The following is a 16,816-nucleotide window of genomic DNA, read 5'->3' as shown; positions in this document are numbered from 1 at the left end:
ATTGTATGCAGCAGAAAAGATATCTTTAGCCTTGATATTATTCAATTTCTTTATTTTTAGGAATCGATCTTGTTGTTCCTATAATGTCTTTTTATATGAATACGTTACAATTAGTTACTGATATAATGAAATATTGCTACATTTACTCAATTACTAACACCTCCTATCACCGGAATATAGATAGATTCAATCAAAAATTGATTATACTGGGGTTACTTCTTTGTTCTTCATCTGAATCTTTATTTGAATTTGCCAATCATATATGGGGATTATTTCTTTCCAAAGCATTAGGTGGCATGAGTGCGGTATGTATGATGCTAGCGAGATTCTGGTGCGAGAAATTTATAAAACCTTGACATACTGATACTATCAATCTAAAAAAGAACATGATCAGTATGAAAAAGAAAAATTGATTTACAGAATCAACCTGTCCAAACTAGAAAGAATTCATCCATCAATTGTTTGCACTTATATCATCAAATATAATTCCGCTAGAAATATATGCGCTATATTCTCTTTCATTTTCGCTTTGCATTAGAGCCTAAAAAGGCCCCTAATGCTAGAGGCCTTCCTTCGTTATTTTTCACTTTTCTCGTTTTCTTCCACTACTTGCACAACAGGCTTCTCACTCACCACCTGCTGCACAGCACCTTTTCCAGCAAAACTTTCTAATAGTTCTTTTAAATCAATACCAGAAGAAGCTTTTAATGTTTCTTGCATCGTTGCCATTAGATCAGTCGCATATCCTGCCACTTTTCCAGCTCCGCTGTTTTTTCCACCGCCGCCTGTATCCACAACAGTAATCTTATCAATGTTACTAAGTGGGCTTGCAATTTCTTTTGCGTAGCTTGGAAGCATTTTAAGAACCATATCCATAATTGCCGCTTGCCCATATAATTCGAACGCTTCCGCAATTTTTTGCTTCGCTTCCGCTTCTGCTAAACCTTTTAATCGGATAACATCCGCTTCCGCTGTACCTTGCGCTTTTTGAACTTCTGCTTTTGCTTGCCCTTGTGCCTTTTCAATTTCGGCTTTTGCTAAACCTTCTACACGCACCTCTTCCGCACGTGCTCTTGCTTCTGCTTCAATCTTATATTGATCTGCATCTGCTTTTTTCATTTGTTTTACTTTTTCCGCTTCCGCTGATTGTTCCACTGCATAACGATCTGCATCTGCTTTCTTCTTTACTTCCGCGTCGTATTGTTTTTCACGACGTGCAATTTCTTTTTCTTCTAATTCAATTTGCTTTTCACGCTCAATGATTTTAACGCGCATTTGCTCTTCTGTAACACCTTGTTGTGCTTTTGCTTGTTGTAATTCATAAGAAAGGTCCGCATCGGCACGTGCTTGCTCTTGCTCTCTCTTATATGATTGTACTTTTAATTCTTTATGCTTTTCAGCCTCTGCAATTTGTGCATCGCGTTGATATTCAGCTTCTTTTGCTTCTTTCTCCGCACGAGCTTTTTCAATACGTGCTTCTTTTTCACGCTCTGCATTCGCAATTGTTGCATCACGTTTCACTGTTGCGATTTGCGGTTGACCTAAAGCATCTAAATAACCATTTTTATCCATGATTTCTTTAATCGTAAAGGAGACAATACGAAGCCCCATCTTCTTCAAATCTGTCGAAGCAACTTCATGTACTTTTTGTGCAAATTGCTCTCTATTACTATAAGCATCCTCCACTGTCATTGAAGATAAGATAGCACGTAAATGGCCTTCTAATACTTCTTTCGCTTCAACTTTTAACTCTTCCGTTTCTTTCCCTAAATATTGTTCAGCTGCTGTAGATACTTCTTCAATTGTTGAACCTACTTTAATAATAGAAACACCATTTACCGTAACTGGCACCCCTTGCTTTGTATACGTATCACGTGTTCCAACTTCTAATTTATAGTTTAATAAACTAAGAAGTTCCGCTCGTTGCATAATTGGTACAACAAATGTACCACCACCACGAATAATTTTAATTTTTTTACCATCATCTGTTGTGACAACGTTTTTCCCGCCACCAAGCCAGTTTCCTGTTACAATCAGCGCCTCATCAGGACCAACTGTACGGTATTTTGTGATAAACACCAAAATAAGTAAAAGTAAGATTGCGAGTAATATACCACCGATAATTAATGGAATCATTCAAATTCCCCCTTATAACTTTGGTTTTTTTAAAGAATAAGCGATGTTCTGTACAAGCAAAACACCATCTTGAACTTCCTCAATAATGACCTCGGTTCCTTGTAAAATATCTTTCTTTCCAATTGTCTTAGCTGGTATCGCATTACTTCCAAATTGCGAAGAAACTAATACTTCTCCAAATCCTTCTTTCGGGATGGTAATAATCACTTCTCCTTTGCATCCAACAAATTCAGCCATACGTTGCACTGTATTTTGTTCAGCTTCTGCAATTGGTTTTAAAATCAATATTTTCATTAGGAAAACTCCAATAAAAGATATGCCGAAAGAAAGACTAAAAATAACAATACTATTCCAAGTAAATAAATACTCTCCTATATAACTAAAACCACAAAGCATGGCAAAGAAACTGAGCAGCAACGTTACAATAGATGTAGATCCACCTCCGAAGCTACATATGGATTCAAATATATCTCCAAAAAAGATATAAATAACAGTAAGTACGGTAGCAATAATAAATCCATATAAATAAATTGTCTCAAGCGGATAACCCAACAATGTCATGCCTTATCCCCCTTTCATCATTACCTCTCTCTTTGTTATATGTATGCCTCACCTCTTTCAAAAATTATTTTTCCTAATTTTCAGTTATTTATTCTTTTAAAAAAAACCTGTACGACAGGCTGCTTAAAAAAGAACAGGAGGAGCCTATGGTGACAGGCTCCTCCTAGAAAATAACCGTTATATTGTATATTTATATAATATACTATTTTACATAAAAAGTAAAGTTATATAAATATTTCTACTTCGATTTTTTCCCTTTTATTACACATGAATGAATATTCTATTATATAAAAAACCCCTTAAAAAAGGGGCTACGCCATTTTCTCACCTGATTCTTCTCTAAAAAAGCTCTTCATTGCATGAAACACATCAGCTTTCTGCTTTAAAATATAGTATCTGAAATTCTCATCTTTAATATTTTTATAGGCTGACATAAGCGTACTGTGACGATTGTACTGGTTTACTTCCCCATACCCAAACATATTACATACCTTCATCAATTCTTGCACAAACTTCACACACCGAGCATTATCTGATGTTAAGTTATCTCCATCTGAAAAATGAAATGGATAAATATTATAGCGTTCCGGTGAATACTTGCCATCTATAAGCTCAAGTGCTTTTCTATAAACAGAGGAACAGATTGTTCCACCACTTTCTCCTTTTGAGAAAAACTCTTCTTCTGTCACGACCTTCGCTTCTGTGTGATGTGCAATAAACTCTATATCTACCGTTTCGTACTTTGTACGTAAGAATCTTGTCATCCAAAAGAAGAAACTACGCGCCATATACTTCTCCCAAATCCCCATAGATCCGCTCGTATCCATCATTGCTAATACAACAGCTTTGGAATCTGGCTTCAACACTTCATTCCATGTTCGGAACTTCAAATCTTCTTGACGAATTGGATGAAAAGCTGGCTTTCCATTCATCGCATTTCGTTTGTAAGCTGAGATCATCGTCCGTTTTTTATCAATATTTCCCCACAATCCTGTTTTTCTAATGTCATTAAATTCAATATGTTCAATACGATTTTCATCCATTTCTTTCCGCTTTAAATTAGGCAGCTCCAACTCTTTAAAAAATGCTTGCTCTAATTCTAAAATTGATACTTCTGCTTCATAATAATCTTCTCCAGCTGCATCCCCTGCACCTTGCCCTTTTCCTGGTCCTTTTTGCTTTTGACCACCTGCCCCATCTCTTGCAACCACATCGCCAACTTTACTATCACCAGTTCCTTGCCCAACATGTTTATTCTTATCGTAGTTATATCTAATTTTATATTCATCTAAAGACCGAATTGGTATTTTTACAACGTCCCTACCATTAGACATCACGATATTTTCTTCTGTCACAAGGTCTGGTAAGTTATTCTTAATTGCCTCTTGTACCTTTTCTTGATGGCGTTGTTGATCGTCATGTCCTTTGCGATGGAGGGACCAGTTTTCCTGTGAAATTGTATAATTTGGTTGATTTTCTTCGCCCATCTTTTTCCCTCCTTACTGTAATTTCCCTTATTTTCTCTAATAAACAGTAATATACAAATTTAAGGTTATGATGTAGCAACAAGAATAGTTAAAAAGTATCTGTTCATTAGAACTTACTTTTTCCATAATCATAAGGCACCCATAGCTTTTTTACGTATTGCTCCGAACTTCCTTAACAAAAACTTTGGCATTCATTTTAAATTGAAATTTCTTTAGCTGATAAGAAAGAAACACAATTCATTGTTGCACACTTTTCCACTCTGCAACATATTGTATTGTGTTGGCTTTTTCTGTATGAATGATTGGTTACTCTATCATATGCGTATTGTAAAAATAATTGACAATAAATTCATGAAATTGCACCTTAATTTATTATATTTGGACAAGTCTCCAGGAAACATTCACTATATAAATACAGATTGAAAAACCAATACAGCACCTACTTTTTAGGTAGAAGAGAGCATCCGACCATGCATAGTAGCGGTCAATGCCTTTTTTAGCCCCATTCCACGTGAAAACAAAGGGAGAAAATAAGTGGAGATTTCCTTTTGTTTTCATAGCCGCGACTTATATGTCGAAAAATCGAAATGGATTTATATAGTAAAGTTCCATTACTTCAATCAGATAGATACAAAAACGCTGCCTCTGCTTTCATTAGAGACAGCGTTTTATTATCAAGCTATCGATTCAACAAGCTACCTACATAGCGAAGCAATTCATTTGCTGATGAAGAGTTATATCCATGTTCATCGATTAAGCGTGCTACAACATCATTAATTTTCTTCAGCTGATTTTCATCTGGTGTTTTCGTAGATGTTGTAATTTTCACAACATCTTTCAAATCAGCAAATAATTTTTTCTGGATTGCTTCGCGAAGGCGTTCATGTGAGTTATAATCAAAACGTTTTCCTTTACGAGCATAAGCAGAAATGCGTATTAAAATTTCTTCTCGGAACGCTTTCTTTGCATTTTCTGAAATACCAATTTGCTCTTCAATAGAACGCATCAGCTTTTCATCTGGACTCATTTCTTCACCTGTTAATGGATCACGTAATTTTGATTTATTGCAATATGCCTCAACGTTATCTAAGTAATTATCCATAAGCGTCTTAGCTGATTCTTCATACGAATACACGAATGCTTTTTGTACTTCTTTCTTAGCAATTTCATCGTACTCTTTCCGTGCTAATGAAATGAAATTCATATAGCGCTCCCGATCTTCATTACTAATAGATGGATGTTGATCTAACCCATCTTTTAATGAACGTAACACATCAAGCGCATTAATCGATGGCACTTCTTTTCTAATAATAGTAGAAGAAATACGGTTAATGACATAACGCGGATCAATACCACTCATACCTTCATCCTGATATTCACGCTGCAATTCCTCTACATCAATTGCATTGTAACCTTCTACCATTTCTCCGTCATATAAACGCATCTTTTTAATTAAATCAATATCCGGGCGCTTCGGATCCTTCAAGCGTGTTAAAATCGTGAACATTGCTGCGACGCGAAGTGTGTGCGGCGCAATGTGTACATTGGCAACATCGCTTTCATGAATCATCTTTTCATAAATATGTTCTTCTTCACTCACTCGTAAATTATATGGAACCGGCATTACAATAATCCTTGAATGTAACGCCTCATTCTTCTTGTTAGAAATAAAGGAGCGATACTCTGTTTCATTCGTGTGGGCTACAATTAATTCATCTGCTGAAATAAGTGCAAATCTCCCCGCTTTGAAATTCCCCTCTTGTGTAAGAGATAATAGATGCCATAAAAATTTCTCATCACATTTTAACATCTCCTGAAATTCCATCATACCACGGTTTGCTTTATTTAACTCTCCATCAAAACGGTATGCACGTGGATCTGATTCTGAACCATATTCTGCAATTGTAGAAAAATCAATACTCCCTGTTAAATCTGCAATATCCTGTGATTTTGGATCTGAAGGACTAAATGTACCAATTCCTGTCCGGCGATCTTCCGAGAAGAAAATACGTTCTACAATTACATCTTCAATTCTTCCACCATATTCTTTTTCTAAACGCATCACATTTAATGGTGACAAATTCCCTTCAATTCTAACGCTATATTCATCGTAAAAGTCATCACGTAAATGATGTGGTATTAAATGAAGAGGATCTTCATGCATCGGGCAACCTTTTATCGCAAAAATAGCTCCTCGATCTGTACGCGAGTATGTCTCTAATCCCCGTTTTAACATAGTGACTAACGTTGATTTCCCACCACTAACTGGCCCCATTAATAATAAAATCCGTTTTCTAACATCTAAACGTTTCGCAGACGGATGAAAATATTCTTCCACAAGACGCTCTAATGCTTCTTCTAATCCAAATAGCTGATTGCTAAAAAAATTATATTTTTTTCTACCCTCTACTTCTTCAATGCCAGCATCTTTAATCATATTGTAAATGCGAGAGTGTGCAGTTTGAGCCACCCATGGTCGTTCTTTAACAAGCTCCAAATATTCCGCAAACGTACCTTCCCATTGTAAACGTTCTTCTGCTTCTCGATGCTGTTCAATTTTCTTTAGAATATCCATTATAGCTCCTCCCCCATCTCCTTGTTCAATCGGATTATTATAAAAGGTATGCGAGGATGTCCTTAAACATTCTTTAAATCAAAATGAAATCTTCTACAAACATTATAAATTTCACCCCAAATTTAAAAGAAAATTCTGTATAATAAAAATAATGGGGAACTTGTTCTCCATTCTTACAGGATATATCTTCTTTACTTCCATAGAATCTACATAAACTTCAGATCAAAATTATTTTAAATAAAATATGAAGAAGGAGGTCTCACATGAAATTATTATTAATTTTAGGTGTCTCACTTACATTTCTTACTGCAATTTTCACTTCAGGATATAATGATAAACCAGGTACAAACAAAAAGTGATGGGCCTAAGCCCATCACTTTTGTCTGCTATTACATTTAAATTTTAATATACAATCTCTAAATCTAAACCTGGATAATTTTGTTGGCGGAATGCCTCATAAATTAAAATCGCTGCTGTATTGGATAAATTTAAAGAACGTACTTTGTCAGTCATTGGAATACGTAAACAATGATCGAAGTTTTCTTCAATTACGTTTGCTGGCAATCCGTTTGTTTCTCTTCCAAATACAAAATAATAATCTTTCTCTACCTTACTATAATCAAACGCTGTATGTGCTTTTTCACCATACTTTGTTAAATAGAAGAATTCACCGTCTTTATTTTTTTCATAAAACTCTTCAATCGAATCATAATACGTAATTTTTACGTGCTGCCAGTAGTCAAGACCGGCACGTTTTAACATTTTATCATCCGTTGAAAATCCAAGTGGTCGAATTAAATGTAATTCTGTTCCAGTGGCTGCACAAGTACGTGCAATGTTCCCTGTATTTGCTGGAATTTCTGGTTGATATAAAACAACATGTACTCCCACGTTATATTCACCTCAATCTTTTGTCTACTACGTATTATACCACTTGAGTGAAAAATCTCTACCCATTAATAATATGAAAAAATTTATATTTCATTTGTGGTGTATATTTACTGGAATCCTCATAATTCCAATAACGCCTGCGGCTATTAGCAGAATGGGCATTTACAAGCGGCATGCCGTCCGCATCTTTGGCTACAACTATTGTTGTATGATTCCATCTACCATCATCTTCAAAATCATAAACAATTACATCACCAAGTAGAAGGTCTTCCGGATTTTCTACCGCTTTAGCACGAAGTCCTGTTGTAGCTCCTGATAAATACCAATAAAATGAATGAGCAACTGCCCAGCTCCAGCTCCACTGATTCTCCCTTTGCCACCATCCTTTACGAATGTTAGGATACCCAGTCATTGGTGTTTCACCAATATGCAGACACTGTGAAATAAAATTCGTACAATTATCAGGAAAATTACGATACGCCGGGTTTCGATCATCCCACCAACGCTCCGCATATTTGACAGCTTCTAAGCGATTATATTGATACGAATCATACTTTCCTTTCGTTATCTCACGCTCTAACGTTTCCCCTTGGACCTTTTCTTCTTTCACTGCAATATCTTTATCTTCTACAATACGCCCATCTTTCAGATAAACACGCCGTTCTAATTGTTCTTCTTCCATGTAGAATAATTCATGATGATGAACTAAATACTTCAAATGAACTTGATAATCTACTTCTTGATATTGCTTACTATTCAATTGTCTTATAAAAGATACGTCTGCTGTTGCTTTTACAATTTCAGCATCACGTTTTTGAAACAAACTTCTTTTTCGTTGTAACACTTGTAGTAAATCAGCAGGAATCTTATCGACACCTACACGTTTATTTGTAATATAAGCTAAAAATTGTTGCATCTGTTGTTCAAGCTGTTTCTTTATCAACATAGGCCTCTCCCTCCATATTACACAATATGAAAAAAAGAGGCATTATCTACTGTTTTTTCTCAGCTAACATTTCAAGACCGCGATTCATTTCATGAAGAACTTCTTCATCCTTTTCACGCTCCATTGCCTTTTCAATCGATTCTCCTACACCTTCACCACCGATTTTTCCTAGAGCCCATGCTGCTGTACCACGAATTACAGGTCTTGGATCCTCTTTCATAACACCAATTAAATCAGGAATTGCTGTGGTTTCCTTGAAATGAGCAAGGGCTAAAATTGCATTTCGTTGCAATGGTTTTTTCCCGCGCCATGATCCAGACATAATGCCATATTTTTCTTTGAAATCCCGATTACTTATCGTTAATAATGGAGTTAATAAAGGTTTAACAAGCTCTGGATCTGGCTCCATTTCTAAATGGTTATGAAAGTCCTTCCCTCTGTTCTTTGGACAAACTGTTTGACACGTATCACAGCCGTAAATACGATTTCCAATTTTATCTCGATATTCTTCTGGGAGAAACCCTTTTGTTTGCGTTAAAAAAGCAATACATTTTTTTGAATCTAATTGTCCTCCCTGTACAAGTGCACCAGTTGGACAAATATCAATACACTTTGTACAACTTCCGCACTGATCTTCTATTGGTTGATCCGGCGGAAATGGTACGTTCGTAATCATTTCACCTAAATACACATAGGAGCCAAATTCTGGCGTAATAATAGAACAGTTTTTACCGCTCCATCCAATACCAGCACGCTCCGAAACAGCGCGATCGCTCAACTCCCCCGTATCCACCATTGATCTCACTTCTATATCAGGAAGCTTCTCAATTAAATACGCCTCTAATTTTTGCAGGCGATCCCGCAAAACAAGATGATAATCTTGTCCCCAAGAAGCACGGCAAAAAATACCACGTCTTTCTCCTCGTTTACTTAACGGTGCATTTTTCAACTTTGATGGATACGCTAATGCAATTGCAATAATGGATTTTGCTCCTGGCAATAGTAACTGTGGATTCGTTCTTTTTTCAATATCAGGTTCTTCAAATCCAGACTGATAATTTAATTGTTGCTGCTGAATTAAACGCTGTTTTAATTCTTCAAATGGTGAGGCACTCGCAAAGCCTATTTTATCTATTCCAATTGTTTTACTATACGCTATAACATCTTGCTTTAATTGCTCAAAATTCATGCTTTGCCTCCTTCTACGATGAATACATATCCTCATCAAACAAGTAATCACCTACTGATGGTTAGCAATCCACTTCGTAATCATAGTCCTTAATTCTATTTTCGCATAAAATCTTCATTTCCAAACATTAAAAAACGCAATGCCTCGTTTATCTTAGAAACGAAACACTGCGTTGATCACAATTTATTATGAGAATATGAAATAATATCTGGAGCGGGTGAAGAGAATCGAACTCTCGACCAGAGCTTGGAAGGCTCTTGTTTTACCACTAAACTACACCCGCAAATATGAAAAAACATAAGATATTGAAATAACTTATGTAAAATAGTATAGCATGTAATAAAAGCCCAAGCAAGAATTTTATCGAAAAAAGTCGAAAAGTGATGAATAATCATCACTTTTTCAATTCTTTATCGATTGCCTTTTTCATACTATCATAATCAGGATTTGAAAGATTCCCATTTACATATACTGAAGGAGCACCTTGTACTTTTAATTTTTGTGCACGATCGGAATCCTTACGTACTTTGTCTTGGGTTTCTTTGCTATGTAAATCTTTTTTAAACTGTTCTATATTAACTTTCGGAAGTTTTTCCTTCACTGTATTAAGAAGCAGTTCTTCTGTAATCCATTCTTCAGTATCTTTCTTCTGAATTTGATAAATTTCATCATAGAATGTCCAGAAAGATTCTGGGTCTTGTTTATAAATCGCCTCACCAGCCGCTGCACCTAAATTAGAATCTTTTCCAATAAACGGAAAATTAATGAAATAAAACTGAACTTTCCCTTTATTAATATACTCCTCTTTTAAACGAGGTAATACTGTCGTATCCCAAGTTCGACAAGCTGGACATTTAAAATCCCCAAATTCAACAACCTTAACGGGTGCATCTTCCTTACCTAAAGATTGCTGCGTGGAATAAGCAAACATTTCATTCCCTTTATCTTTTTTGTCATTTATGATACTGTACGCAACTGTTCCAATTACAATTAACACTGCAATAGAAAAAACAATACCAAGAGCCATGATTTTATTTGATGATTTCATATACATTCCTCTTTAAATTCATATTCTGTATACATTGTTGTACACATTACACATGATATCAATACTTTTATACATCATGCAATGAACACGCTCACATAATTTCCAAAAATACAACAAATGTGTCAATATTGTGTCTCTTCTTTGGCAGTCTTATTCAAAAAAAGTGAAGTTCCCCTATGGAACTTCACTTTTAACTTACCGCTTTTTCACGAGCTACTTTTTGCAATGAATGCTGAGTTGGAATGTCATGACGAATTACTAATTTTTCACTAATTGCTTGCACATATTCATCATGACTAATATATCCTTCTCGTTCCATTAATTTCAAAACGACATTTCGTCTTTCTACTGCTTTGTCATAATTTTGAGCAGGGGAATAATAAGCAGGAGCTTTCACAACAGCAGCCATCATTGCACTCTCACTTAATGTTAATTGATTTACCGTTTTGCCAAAGTATAGCTTGGATGCTTTTTCAATCCCCCATGCACCTTCTCCGTAATAAATATTGCTTACATATAATTTTAAAATCTCATCTTTAGTAAATGTTCGCTCAATTTTTTTTGTATAAAAAACTTCCTTCCATTTACGAGAAAATGTACGTTCATTAGATAAAAAAGCATTTTTGGAAAGCTGCTGTGTAATTGTACTTCCACCTTGTACAACACCACCAGCTTTTATATTTTCAATAGAAGCTCGGACAATTGCTATATAGTCTAAGCCGTTATGGTGATAAAACCTTTTATCTTCTGTCGCAATAAATGCGTGAGCCAGAGATTCTGGTACCTCTAATTTAGCAGGTACATGTAGCTTACTAATATCACTTCTTTCAATCATTACATTTCCGATAAATAATAATGTACAACTCAGTAGTAATAATAAAATAATAGCTTTATAAAGAAACTTTGTAATTGGATTGAATGAAACTTTTTGATGATAGTTGACTCTAGACAGTACTCGTTCTTTCATTATGCACACCTCTTTTCCTTACATCATATATAATCCTTACATTAAGAATACCGTTTTTTAAAACAATCTCCAATCGATTTCTCTTACACCTACCTTACAATGTTGTAAGTTATAGAATACATATTCTAGCAGAAAAAATGGTAAGCTTCTATATACATCGAAATTAAAAAACAACATCCCCCCCTTCTTTTTAGATGGAAGAGAGAATCTGGCCATGTATAGAATCGGTCAGTGCCTTTTTTGGCCCCATACCACGTGAAAACAAAGGGAGCAAATGAGTGGAGATCCTCTTTTGTTTTCATAGCCACGACTTATATGTCGGAAAATCAAAATGGATATATATATTCAGATGAATTGCTTTAAAATCACATATCCATCCTTCTTCTATTATATCACCTGGCATATTTTTAGTTTTAGTTAGTTCCCTCCTAACATTTTTTCTACAGTATTTCTAAAAAATTAATATAACAGTCCAATTGGAACAATATAGATATAATACCAAACGAACGTTCTTATAATCAATATGTATTTACTATGTATACTTTTTATCTTATTACTTTACCTAATTTCACCGATTAAACATCATACTAGAGATTTTTACTTACACAATATAAGCAAAAAAGGACGATTGATTTGATGATATCTCAAATCACTTGCCCTTTTGAAATTAGTAATAGATGAAATAATCTATAATCTCCCTATCAAATCATAAGGATCTATTTTCCATGTTTCATATGGAATGAAATTCTTTGCTTTTATGGCATCAAGTGTTCTCGACTTCATATGTGGGCGTGTTATATATTTTATGTAAGCAGAAACAGCAACAATATGCTTAGGGGTTGTATATTCCATCATCCTGCTTCCAAAGAATATTAGTTTTATTTTAAAATCAATATAATTTAATTTTCAACAAGCATTTCGAGAATCCTTTTTAATCTACAAACAATCCAAAAAAAGAGGCCTTTTGTTCTAAATAACAAAAGGTCTCTTTTTTAGATATTATTCACCCAAATCAACATTGTGATAAACTTGTTGAACATCTTCTAAATCTTCTAATGCATCAATCATTTTTTCAAATTGCACTTGTGCATCTTCTGGAAGTGTTAAATCATTTTGTGCAAGCATTGTTAGCTCAGCAACTGTAAATTCAGTAATACCAGCATCCTTAAGCGCTGCTTGTACCGAATGGAACTGATCAGGTTCAGCATAAACGATAACCGCTTCCTCTTCTTCTAGAATATCACGCGCGTCTACATCTGCTTCCATTAAAATTTCAAGCACTTCATCTGCTGTTTTTCCTTCAAGCCCAATAACAGCAGTTGCATCAAACATATATGCTACGGATCCATTTACGCCCATATTACCACTATTTTTACTAAACGCAGCTCGTACATCCGCTGCAGTACGATTCACGTTATTTGTAAGTGTATCTACAATTACCATAGATCCATTTGGTCCGAATCCTTCATAACGAAGCTCGTCGTAATTTTCTTCAGAACCACCTTTTGCTTTTTCAATCGCACGATCAATGATTGTTCTTGGTACATTGTATGTTTTTGCACGTTCTAATACGACTCTCAACGTTTGATTTGATTCTGGATCTGGCTCACCTTGTTTTGCAGCCACATAAATCTCACGTCCAAATTTCGCATATATACGGCTTGTATTTGCATCTTTTGATGCTTTTTTGTCTTTAATATTATTCCATTTACGGCCCATACTGTTCCACTCTCTTTCACGTTTAAATCTACATAAAAATATTAATATGAAATACAATGTTTATTCAACACTTTTTCAAAATAAATACAAAAAGTTCATTATTGATTCGCATTACTGACATAATATAAATCAATATAATTTCGTTCATTCACCAAATTATATTATACCTTAAATTCATAATTCATTACGAATTTAACACTCAAATAACATGATTTTACAGTGTAAATACAAAAAGCCTCCTAAAATGGAAGCCTACTTTTACAACCCATTATTTTGGTTCTGAAAGGTCTCCAGATTTCGTTAATGATCTAGCAATTCCATCTCCAAATTTATTTAATACAAAGTGTGTTTCCTCATAATGCGCATGATTTGGTTCATCGAACTCTCGGACTCACTGCCGATTAAAATGCACGGTTTTAATGTGTGGTGCGAACGGTGAGAATTGCTCGTAGTGTTAACTTTTGTTCAGCTAGTACCGATAACGGAATAACTGATACTATAAGAGTTTTTCTTTGTGTTTATAGCAATACGTAAATAAGACCGCCTCTTTTACAAGAACGGTCTTACAAAAAACATTTGCTGGAGGTTGCTACGAATAGCTTAAGATATCTTCTTTAGTTATTGTGGACAAGAATTTTTACGTTTATTCGCAAAAACAGCAGGCAACTGATTAAGTCCCCCGCTACGTTCTTGCACGACACGGAAGAGAGAGCGCCCCGTTTTGAAAGAGTGAAGCCGAAGGAAAGTCGGCTTGCAGATAGTATACGCAATACAAAAAAAGATTATTCAAAGAGGAGGAATTAGAATAATCTTTTTATCCTCCTTCCTTATTCTGAAATTAGCGTCCGGTCCACATATCCTGTACAATTCCGTTTTGGAATAATTCATATGGAAAATAACAATACCCTTCATCTCCCCATTCTGTCCCCCAGCTGTTTCGAATAATCACAACTTTTTTATCATCATCATACCCAACAGCACATACAGCATGTCCTGCTGGTTGTCCATCTTCTATAATTACATCATCAGTTCCTGAGATAGGTACGATTCCAGTTTTTCTTACCTCATCAGAATGATAAAAGGCATTTGTAACTAGAAAACCAAGAACTACTGGAAGTCCATGCGCCAGTGCAGATTTTAATCGTGGTAAATCTTGCACACGACTATATTGCCCAATCCGATAAAGTAATGCATCATTTTCCGATTTCGAGGATGGTGTATCACGAAAATGCTCTATTTGGTAAGGGTAATCTTTCTCAGGACAGACTCCCAGCTTTTCAAGTACACTCATCCCATCTCGCAAAATAGCTCCATTATCATTTTGAATGTCTCCCTCTATTTTTCGTTCATGATAATACAGATATAAGCGCGATAATAGAACAAATGGGCGTCCCGATTGTTTTAAGAGATACTCACGTAATCCGGATACAATAGCGTTTGCTGTACAAGAACCAAGTTGACCTTGATCTACAACATCTGACATTCGCTCTCGAAGATCCACTTGAGTTGGAAGATCCTCCTCATTACTAAAAAGATAACTTTGAAACATTCTATCTCGTAAATCGATAGGGTCTTTCCTCACATTTAGGTATTTAACAATATCATTATTACTAGTAAGGCTAAGAATTGATTCCTTTGAATTCATATTTAAACATTCGTCCTTTCCTTATAGACAAAGTCATTCAATATATATCCTTAACATATACATTAGAAAATATGTATTCTATAACAGAGAGTCTTGGTTATACTTTGACTTCCTCGTATAAAAAAAACGAGTAAAGCCAACGAGAATGGTGGTCACTTACGATAATTAAACGCGGGGCTCCGTAGGATTTTCTACTTCATTACACATATATATAATGACGTTTTCTTTACTATGTTCCTCTGTGACGTTATACAACTTTAAATTTATACTGTCGATACCTTGCTCACGTAAATGGTTTAGGCAGATACTTCCTTACGATAAAGCCCAATCGTATGAGGCCTTAAATTACGTAACTCACAATTCTTCGTAAAAATACTTAGCGCATCCTCAAACGTTTCTACGTACGACTTTTTACTTTTGTGAACAACAAGATAATTCGCGATCATTTAACACGTTCCTTCGTCTTACCACAACTACACCTCCACACTCAGCGTAAACGATTTGCTCGCACGCTTCGAGTTAATAAAGTCATCTAAGAATTCAACGTCTATAAACGCAAAAAAAGCACTCCTTACCGCAGTAAGAAGCGCTTAATATGTACGATATAATCAATCCGAAGACAAATAAAAAAGACGATTACTCGTCTTTTTGATACCGATGGTCGGGGTCGAACCGACACTCCCGAAGGAACACGATTTTGAGTCGTGCGCGTCTGCCAATTCCGCCACATCGGCATAATGAGAAAGGCGGCAACCGGATTCGAACCGGTGGTAAAGGTTTTGCAGACCTCTGCCTTACCACTTGGCTATGCCGCCATATTAAATTACTTTGGAGCGGAAGACGGGATTCGAACCCGCGACCCCAACCTTGGCAAGGTTGTATTCTACCACTGAACTACTTCCGCAAAAATGGCTGGGCTAGCTGGATTCGAACCAGCGCATGACGGAGTCAAAGTCCGTTGCCTTACCGCTTGGCTATAGCCCACCGAAGTTTTAATTCATTATATGCAAGTATTAACTACTTTATTTACAAATATTAAAAAATAAAAATGGGGCGACTGATGGGAATCGAACCCACGAATGCCGGAGCCACAATCCGGTGCGTTAACCACTTCGCCACAACCGCCATGTTGTGTTTTGGCAGGGGTAGTAGGAATTGAACCCACACTGGAGGTTTTGGAGACCTCTGTTCTACCTTTAAACTATACCCCTATATAAAATGTAAATGGTGGAGGGGGGCAGATTCGAACTGCCGAACCCGAAGGAGCGGATTTACAGTCCGCCGCGTTTAGCCACTTCGCTACCCCTCCGAAACTTACATGGTGCCGGCTAGAGGACTTGAACCCCCAACCTACTGATTACAAGTCAGTTGCTCTACCAATTGAGCTAAGCCGGCATATTTAGTTAAAATGGTGGCTCGGGACGGAATCGAACCGCCGACACGAGGATTTTCAGTCCTCTGCTCTACCGACTGAGCTACCGAGCCAGAAATAAATGGCGGTCCCGACCGGGGTCGAACCGGCGATCTCCTGCGTGACAGGCAGGCATGTTAACCACTACACCACGGGACCATTTGGTTGCGGGGACAGGATTTGAACCTGCGACCTTCGGGTTATGAGCCCGACGAGCTACCGAACTGCTCCACCCCGCGAC

At 36.2% G+C, this 16,816-nt stretch carries 12 protein-coding genes and 12 tRNA genes; all 24 read right to left on the bottom strand.

All coding sequences use genetic code 11. The annotated features are described in order from the left end of the window. Nucleotides 1–576 precede the first annotated feature (576 nt). Nucleotides 577–2,136, bottom strand: coding sequence for a flotillin family protein (locus tag C568_RS0113925; protein WP_006093447.1), 1,560 nt, complete (start codon nt 2,134–2,136; stop codon nt 577–579). A 12-nt stretch (nt 2,137–2,148) separates the two neighbouring features. Continuing rightward, nucleotides 2,149–2,697 carry a hypothetical protein gene (locus C568_RS0113920; protein ID WP_006093446.1) on the bottom strand — a complete coding sequence of 183 codons (549 nt, stop codon included), beginning with the start codon at nt 2,695–2,697 and terminating at the stop codon, nt 2,149–2,151. A 311-nt stretch (nt 2,698–3,008) separates the two neighbouring features. After that, nucleotides 3,009–4,184, bottom strand: a complete 1,176-nt coding sequence (yhbH, locus tag C568_RS0113915; protein WP_006093445.1) for a sporulation protein YhbH — start codon at nt 4,182–4,184, stop codon at nt 3,009–3,011. A 679-nt stretch (nt 4,185–4,863) separates the two neighbouring features. Further along, the gene (locus C568_RS0113910) at nt 4,864–6,759 is read right to left on the bottom strand and encodes a PrkA family serine protein kinase (RefSeq protein WP_018781885.1); all 1,896 of its coding nucleotides are present in this window, start codon (nt 6,757–6,759) and stop codon (nt 4,864–4,866) included. A gap of 402 nt (nt 6,760–7,161) precedes the next feature. Further along, a complete protein-coding gene (trmL, locus tag C568_RS0113900; protein WP_003195070.1) occupies nt 7,162–7,650 on the bottom strand; it encodes a tRNA (uridine(34)/cytosine(34)/5-carboxymethylaminomethyluridine(34)-2'-O)-methyltransferase TrmL in 489 nt (162 codons plus the stop codon). 58 nt (nt 7,651–7,708) lie between these two features. Continuing rightward, the gene (locus tag C568_RS0113895; protein WP_018781884.1) at nt 7,709–8,596 is read right to left on the bottom strand and encodes an amidase domain-containing protein; all 888 of its coding nucleotides are present in this window, start codon (nt 8,594–8,596) and stop codon (nt 7,709–7,711) included. Between the two features lie 46 nt (nt 8,597–8,642). Then, complete coding sequence (queG, locus tag C568_RS0113890) at nt 8,643–9,785, bottom strand: tRNA epoxyqueuosine(34) reductase QueG (RefSeq protein ID WP_006093441.1); 1,143 nt, start codon at nt 9,783–9,785, stop codon at nt 8,643–8,645. A gap of 209 nt (nt 9,786–9,994) precedes the next feature. Beyond that, nucleotides 9,995–10,068 (bottom strand) — tRNA-Gly (locus C568_RS0113885). Between the two features lie 111 nt (nt 10,069–10,179). Continuing rightward, nucleotides 10,180–10,833: a DsbA family protein gene (locus C568_RS0113880; RefSeq protein ID WP_018781883.1), complete on the bottom strand. Its 654-nt coding sequence runs from the start codon at nt 10,831–10,833 to the stop codon at nt 10,180–10,182. Between the two features lie 190 nt (nt 10,834–11,023). Next, nucleotides 11,024–11,800, bottom strand: a complete 777-nt coding sequence (locus C568_RS0113875; RefSeq protein WP_006093439.1) for a transglycosylase domain-containing protein — start codon at nt 11,798–11,800, stop codon at nt 11,024–11,026. A 999-nt stretch (nt 11,801–12,799) separates the two neighbouring features. After that, entirely contained in the window at nt 12,800–13,519 is a 720-nt protein-coding gene (locus C568_RS0113860) for a YebC/PmpR family DNA-binding transcriptional regulator (protein ID WP_003205196.1), read from the bottom strand. Nucleotides 13,520–14,357: 838 nt separating this feature from the next. Next, on the bottom strand, nt 14,358–15,164 hold the full coding sequence (locus tag C568_RS0113855; RefSeq protein ID WP_029427298.1) for a C1 family peptidase: 807 nt from the start codon (nt 15,162–15,164) through the stop codon (nt 14,358–14,360). Between the two features lie 296 nt (nt 15,165–15,460). Beyond that, nucleotides 15,461–15,610 carry a hypothetical protein gene (locus C568_RS34755; protein WP_018781879.1) on the bottom strand — a complete coding sequence of 50 codons (150 nt, stop codon included), beginning with the start codon at nt 15,608–15,610 and terminating at the stop codon, nt 15,461–15,463. A 206-nt stretch (nt 15,611–15,816) separates the two neighbouring features. After that, a tRNA-Leu gene (locus C568_RS0113845) sits at nt 15,817–15,898 on the bottom strand. Nucleotides 15,899–15,908: 10 nt separating this feature from the next. After that, nucleotides 15,909–15,979, bottom strand: a tRNA-Cys gene (locus C568_RS0113840). Nucleotides 15,980–15,993: 14 nt separating this feature from the next. Beyond that, nucleotides 15,994–16,068 (bottom strand) — tRNA-Gly (locus C568_RS0113835). 5 nt (nt 16,069–16,073) lie between these two features. Then, a tRNA-Gln gene (locus C568_RS0113830) sits at nt 16,074–16,148 on the bottom strand. A gap of 65 nt (nt 16,149–16,213) precedes the next feature. After that, a tRNA-His gene (locus C568_RS0113825) sits at nt 16,214–16,289 on the bottom strand. A gap of 12 nt (nt 16,290–16,301) precedes the next feature. Beyond that, a tRNA-Trp gene (locus C568_RS0113820) sits at nt 16,302–16,375 on the bottom strand. A 14-nt stretch (nt 16,376–16,389) separates the two neighbouring features. Next, a tRNA-Tyr gene (locus C568_RS0113815) sits at nt 16,390–16,473 on the bottom strand. A 10-nt stretch (nt 16,474–16,483) separates the two neighbouring features. Then, a tRNA-Thr gene (locus C568_RS0113810) sits at nt 16,484–16,559 on the bottom strand. Nucleotides 16,560–16,573: 14 nt separating this feature from the next. After that, a tRNA-Phe gene (locus C568_RS0113805) sits at nt 16,574–16,649 on the bottom strand. Between the two features lie 9 nt (nt 16,650–16,658). Next, nucleotides 16,659–16,734, bottom strand: a tRNA-Asp gene (locus C568_RS0113800). A gap of 3 nt (nt 16,735–16,737) precedes the next feature. After that, a tRNA-Met gene (locus tag C568_RS0113795) sits at nt 16,738–16,814 on the bottom strand. Between the last annotated feature and the right edge of the window lie 2 nt (nt 16,815–16,816).

This window comes from Bacillus sp. 95MFCvi2.1, assembly GCF_000374965.1.
GTDB lineage: Bacteria > Bacillota > Bacilli > Bacillales > Bacillaceae_G > Bacillus_A > Bacillus_A pseudomycoides.
The sequence above is the reverse complement of the archived record's forward strand: the minus strand, read 5'-3'. Positions and strand labels throughout refer to the sequence as shown.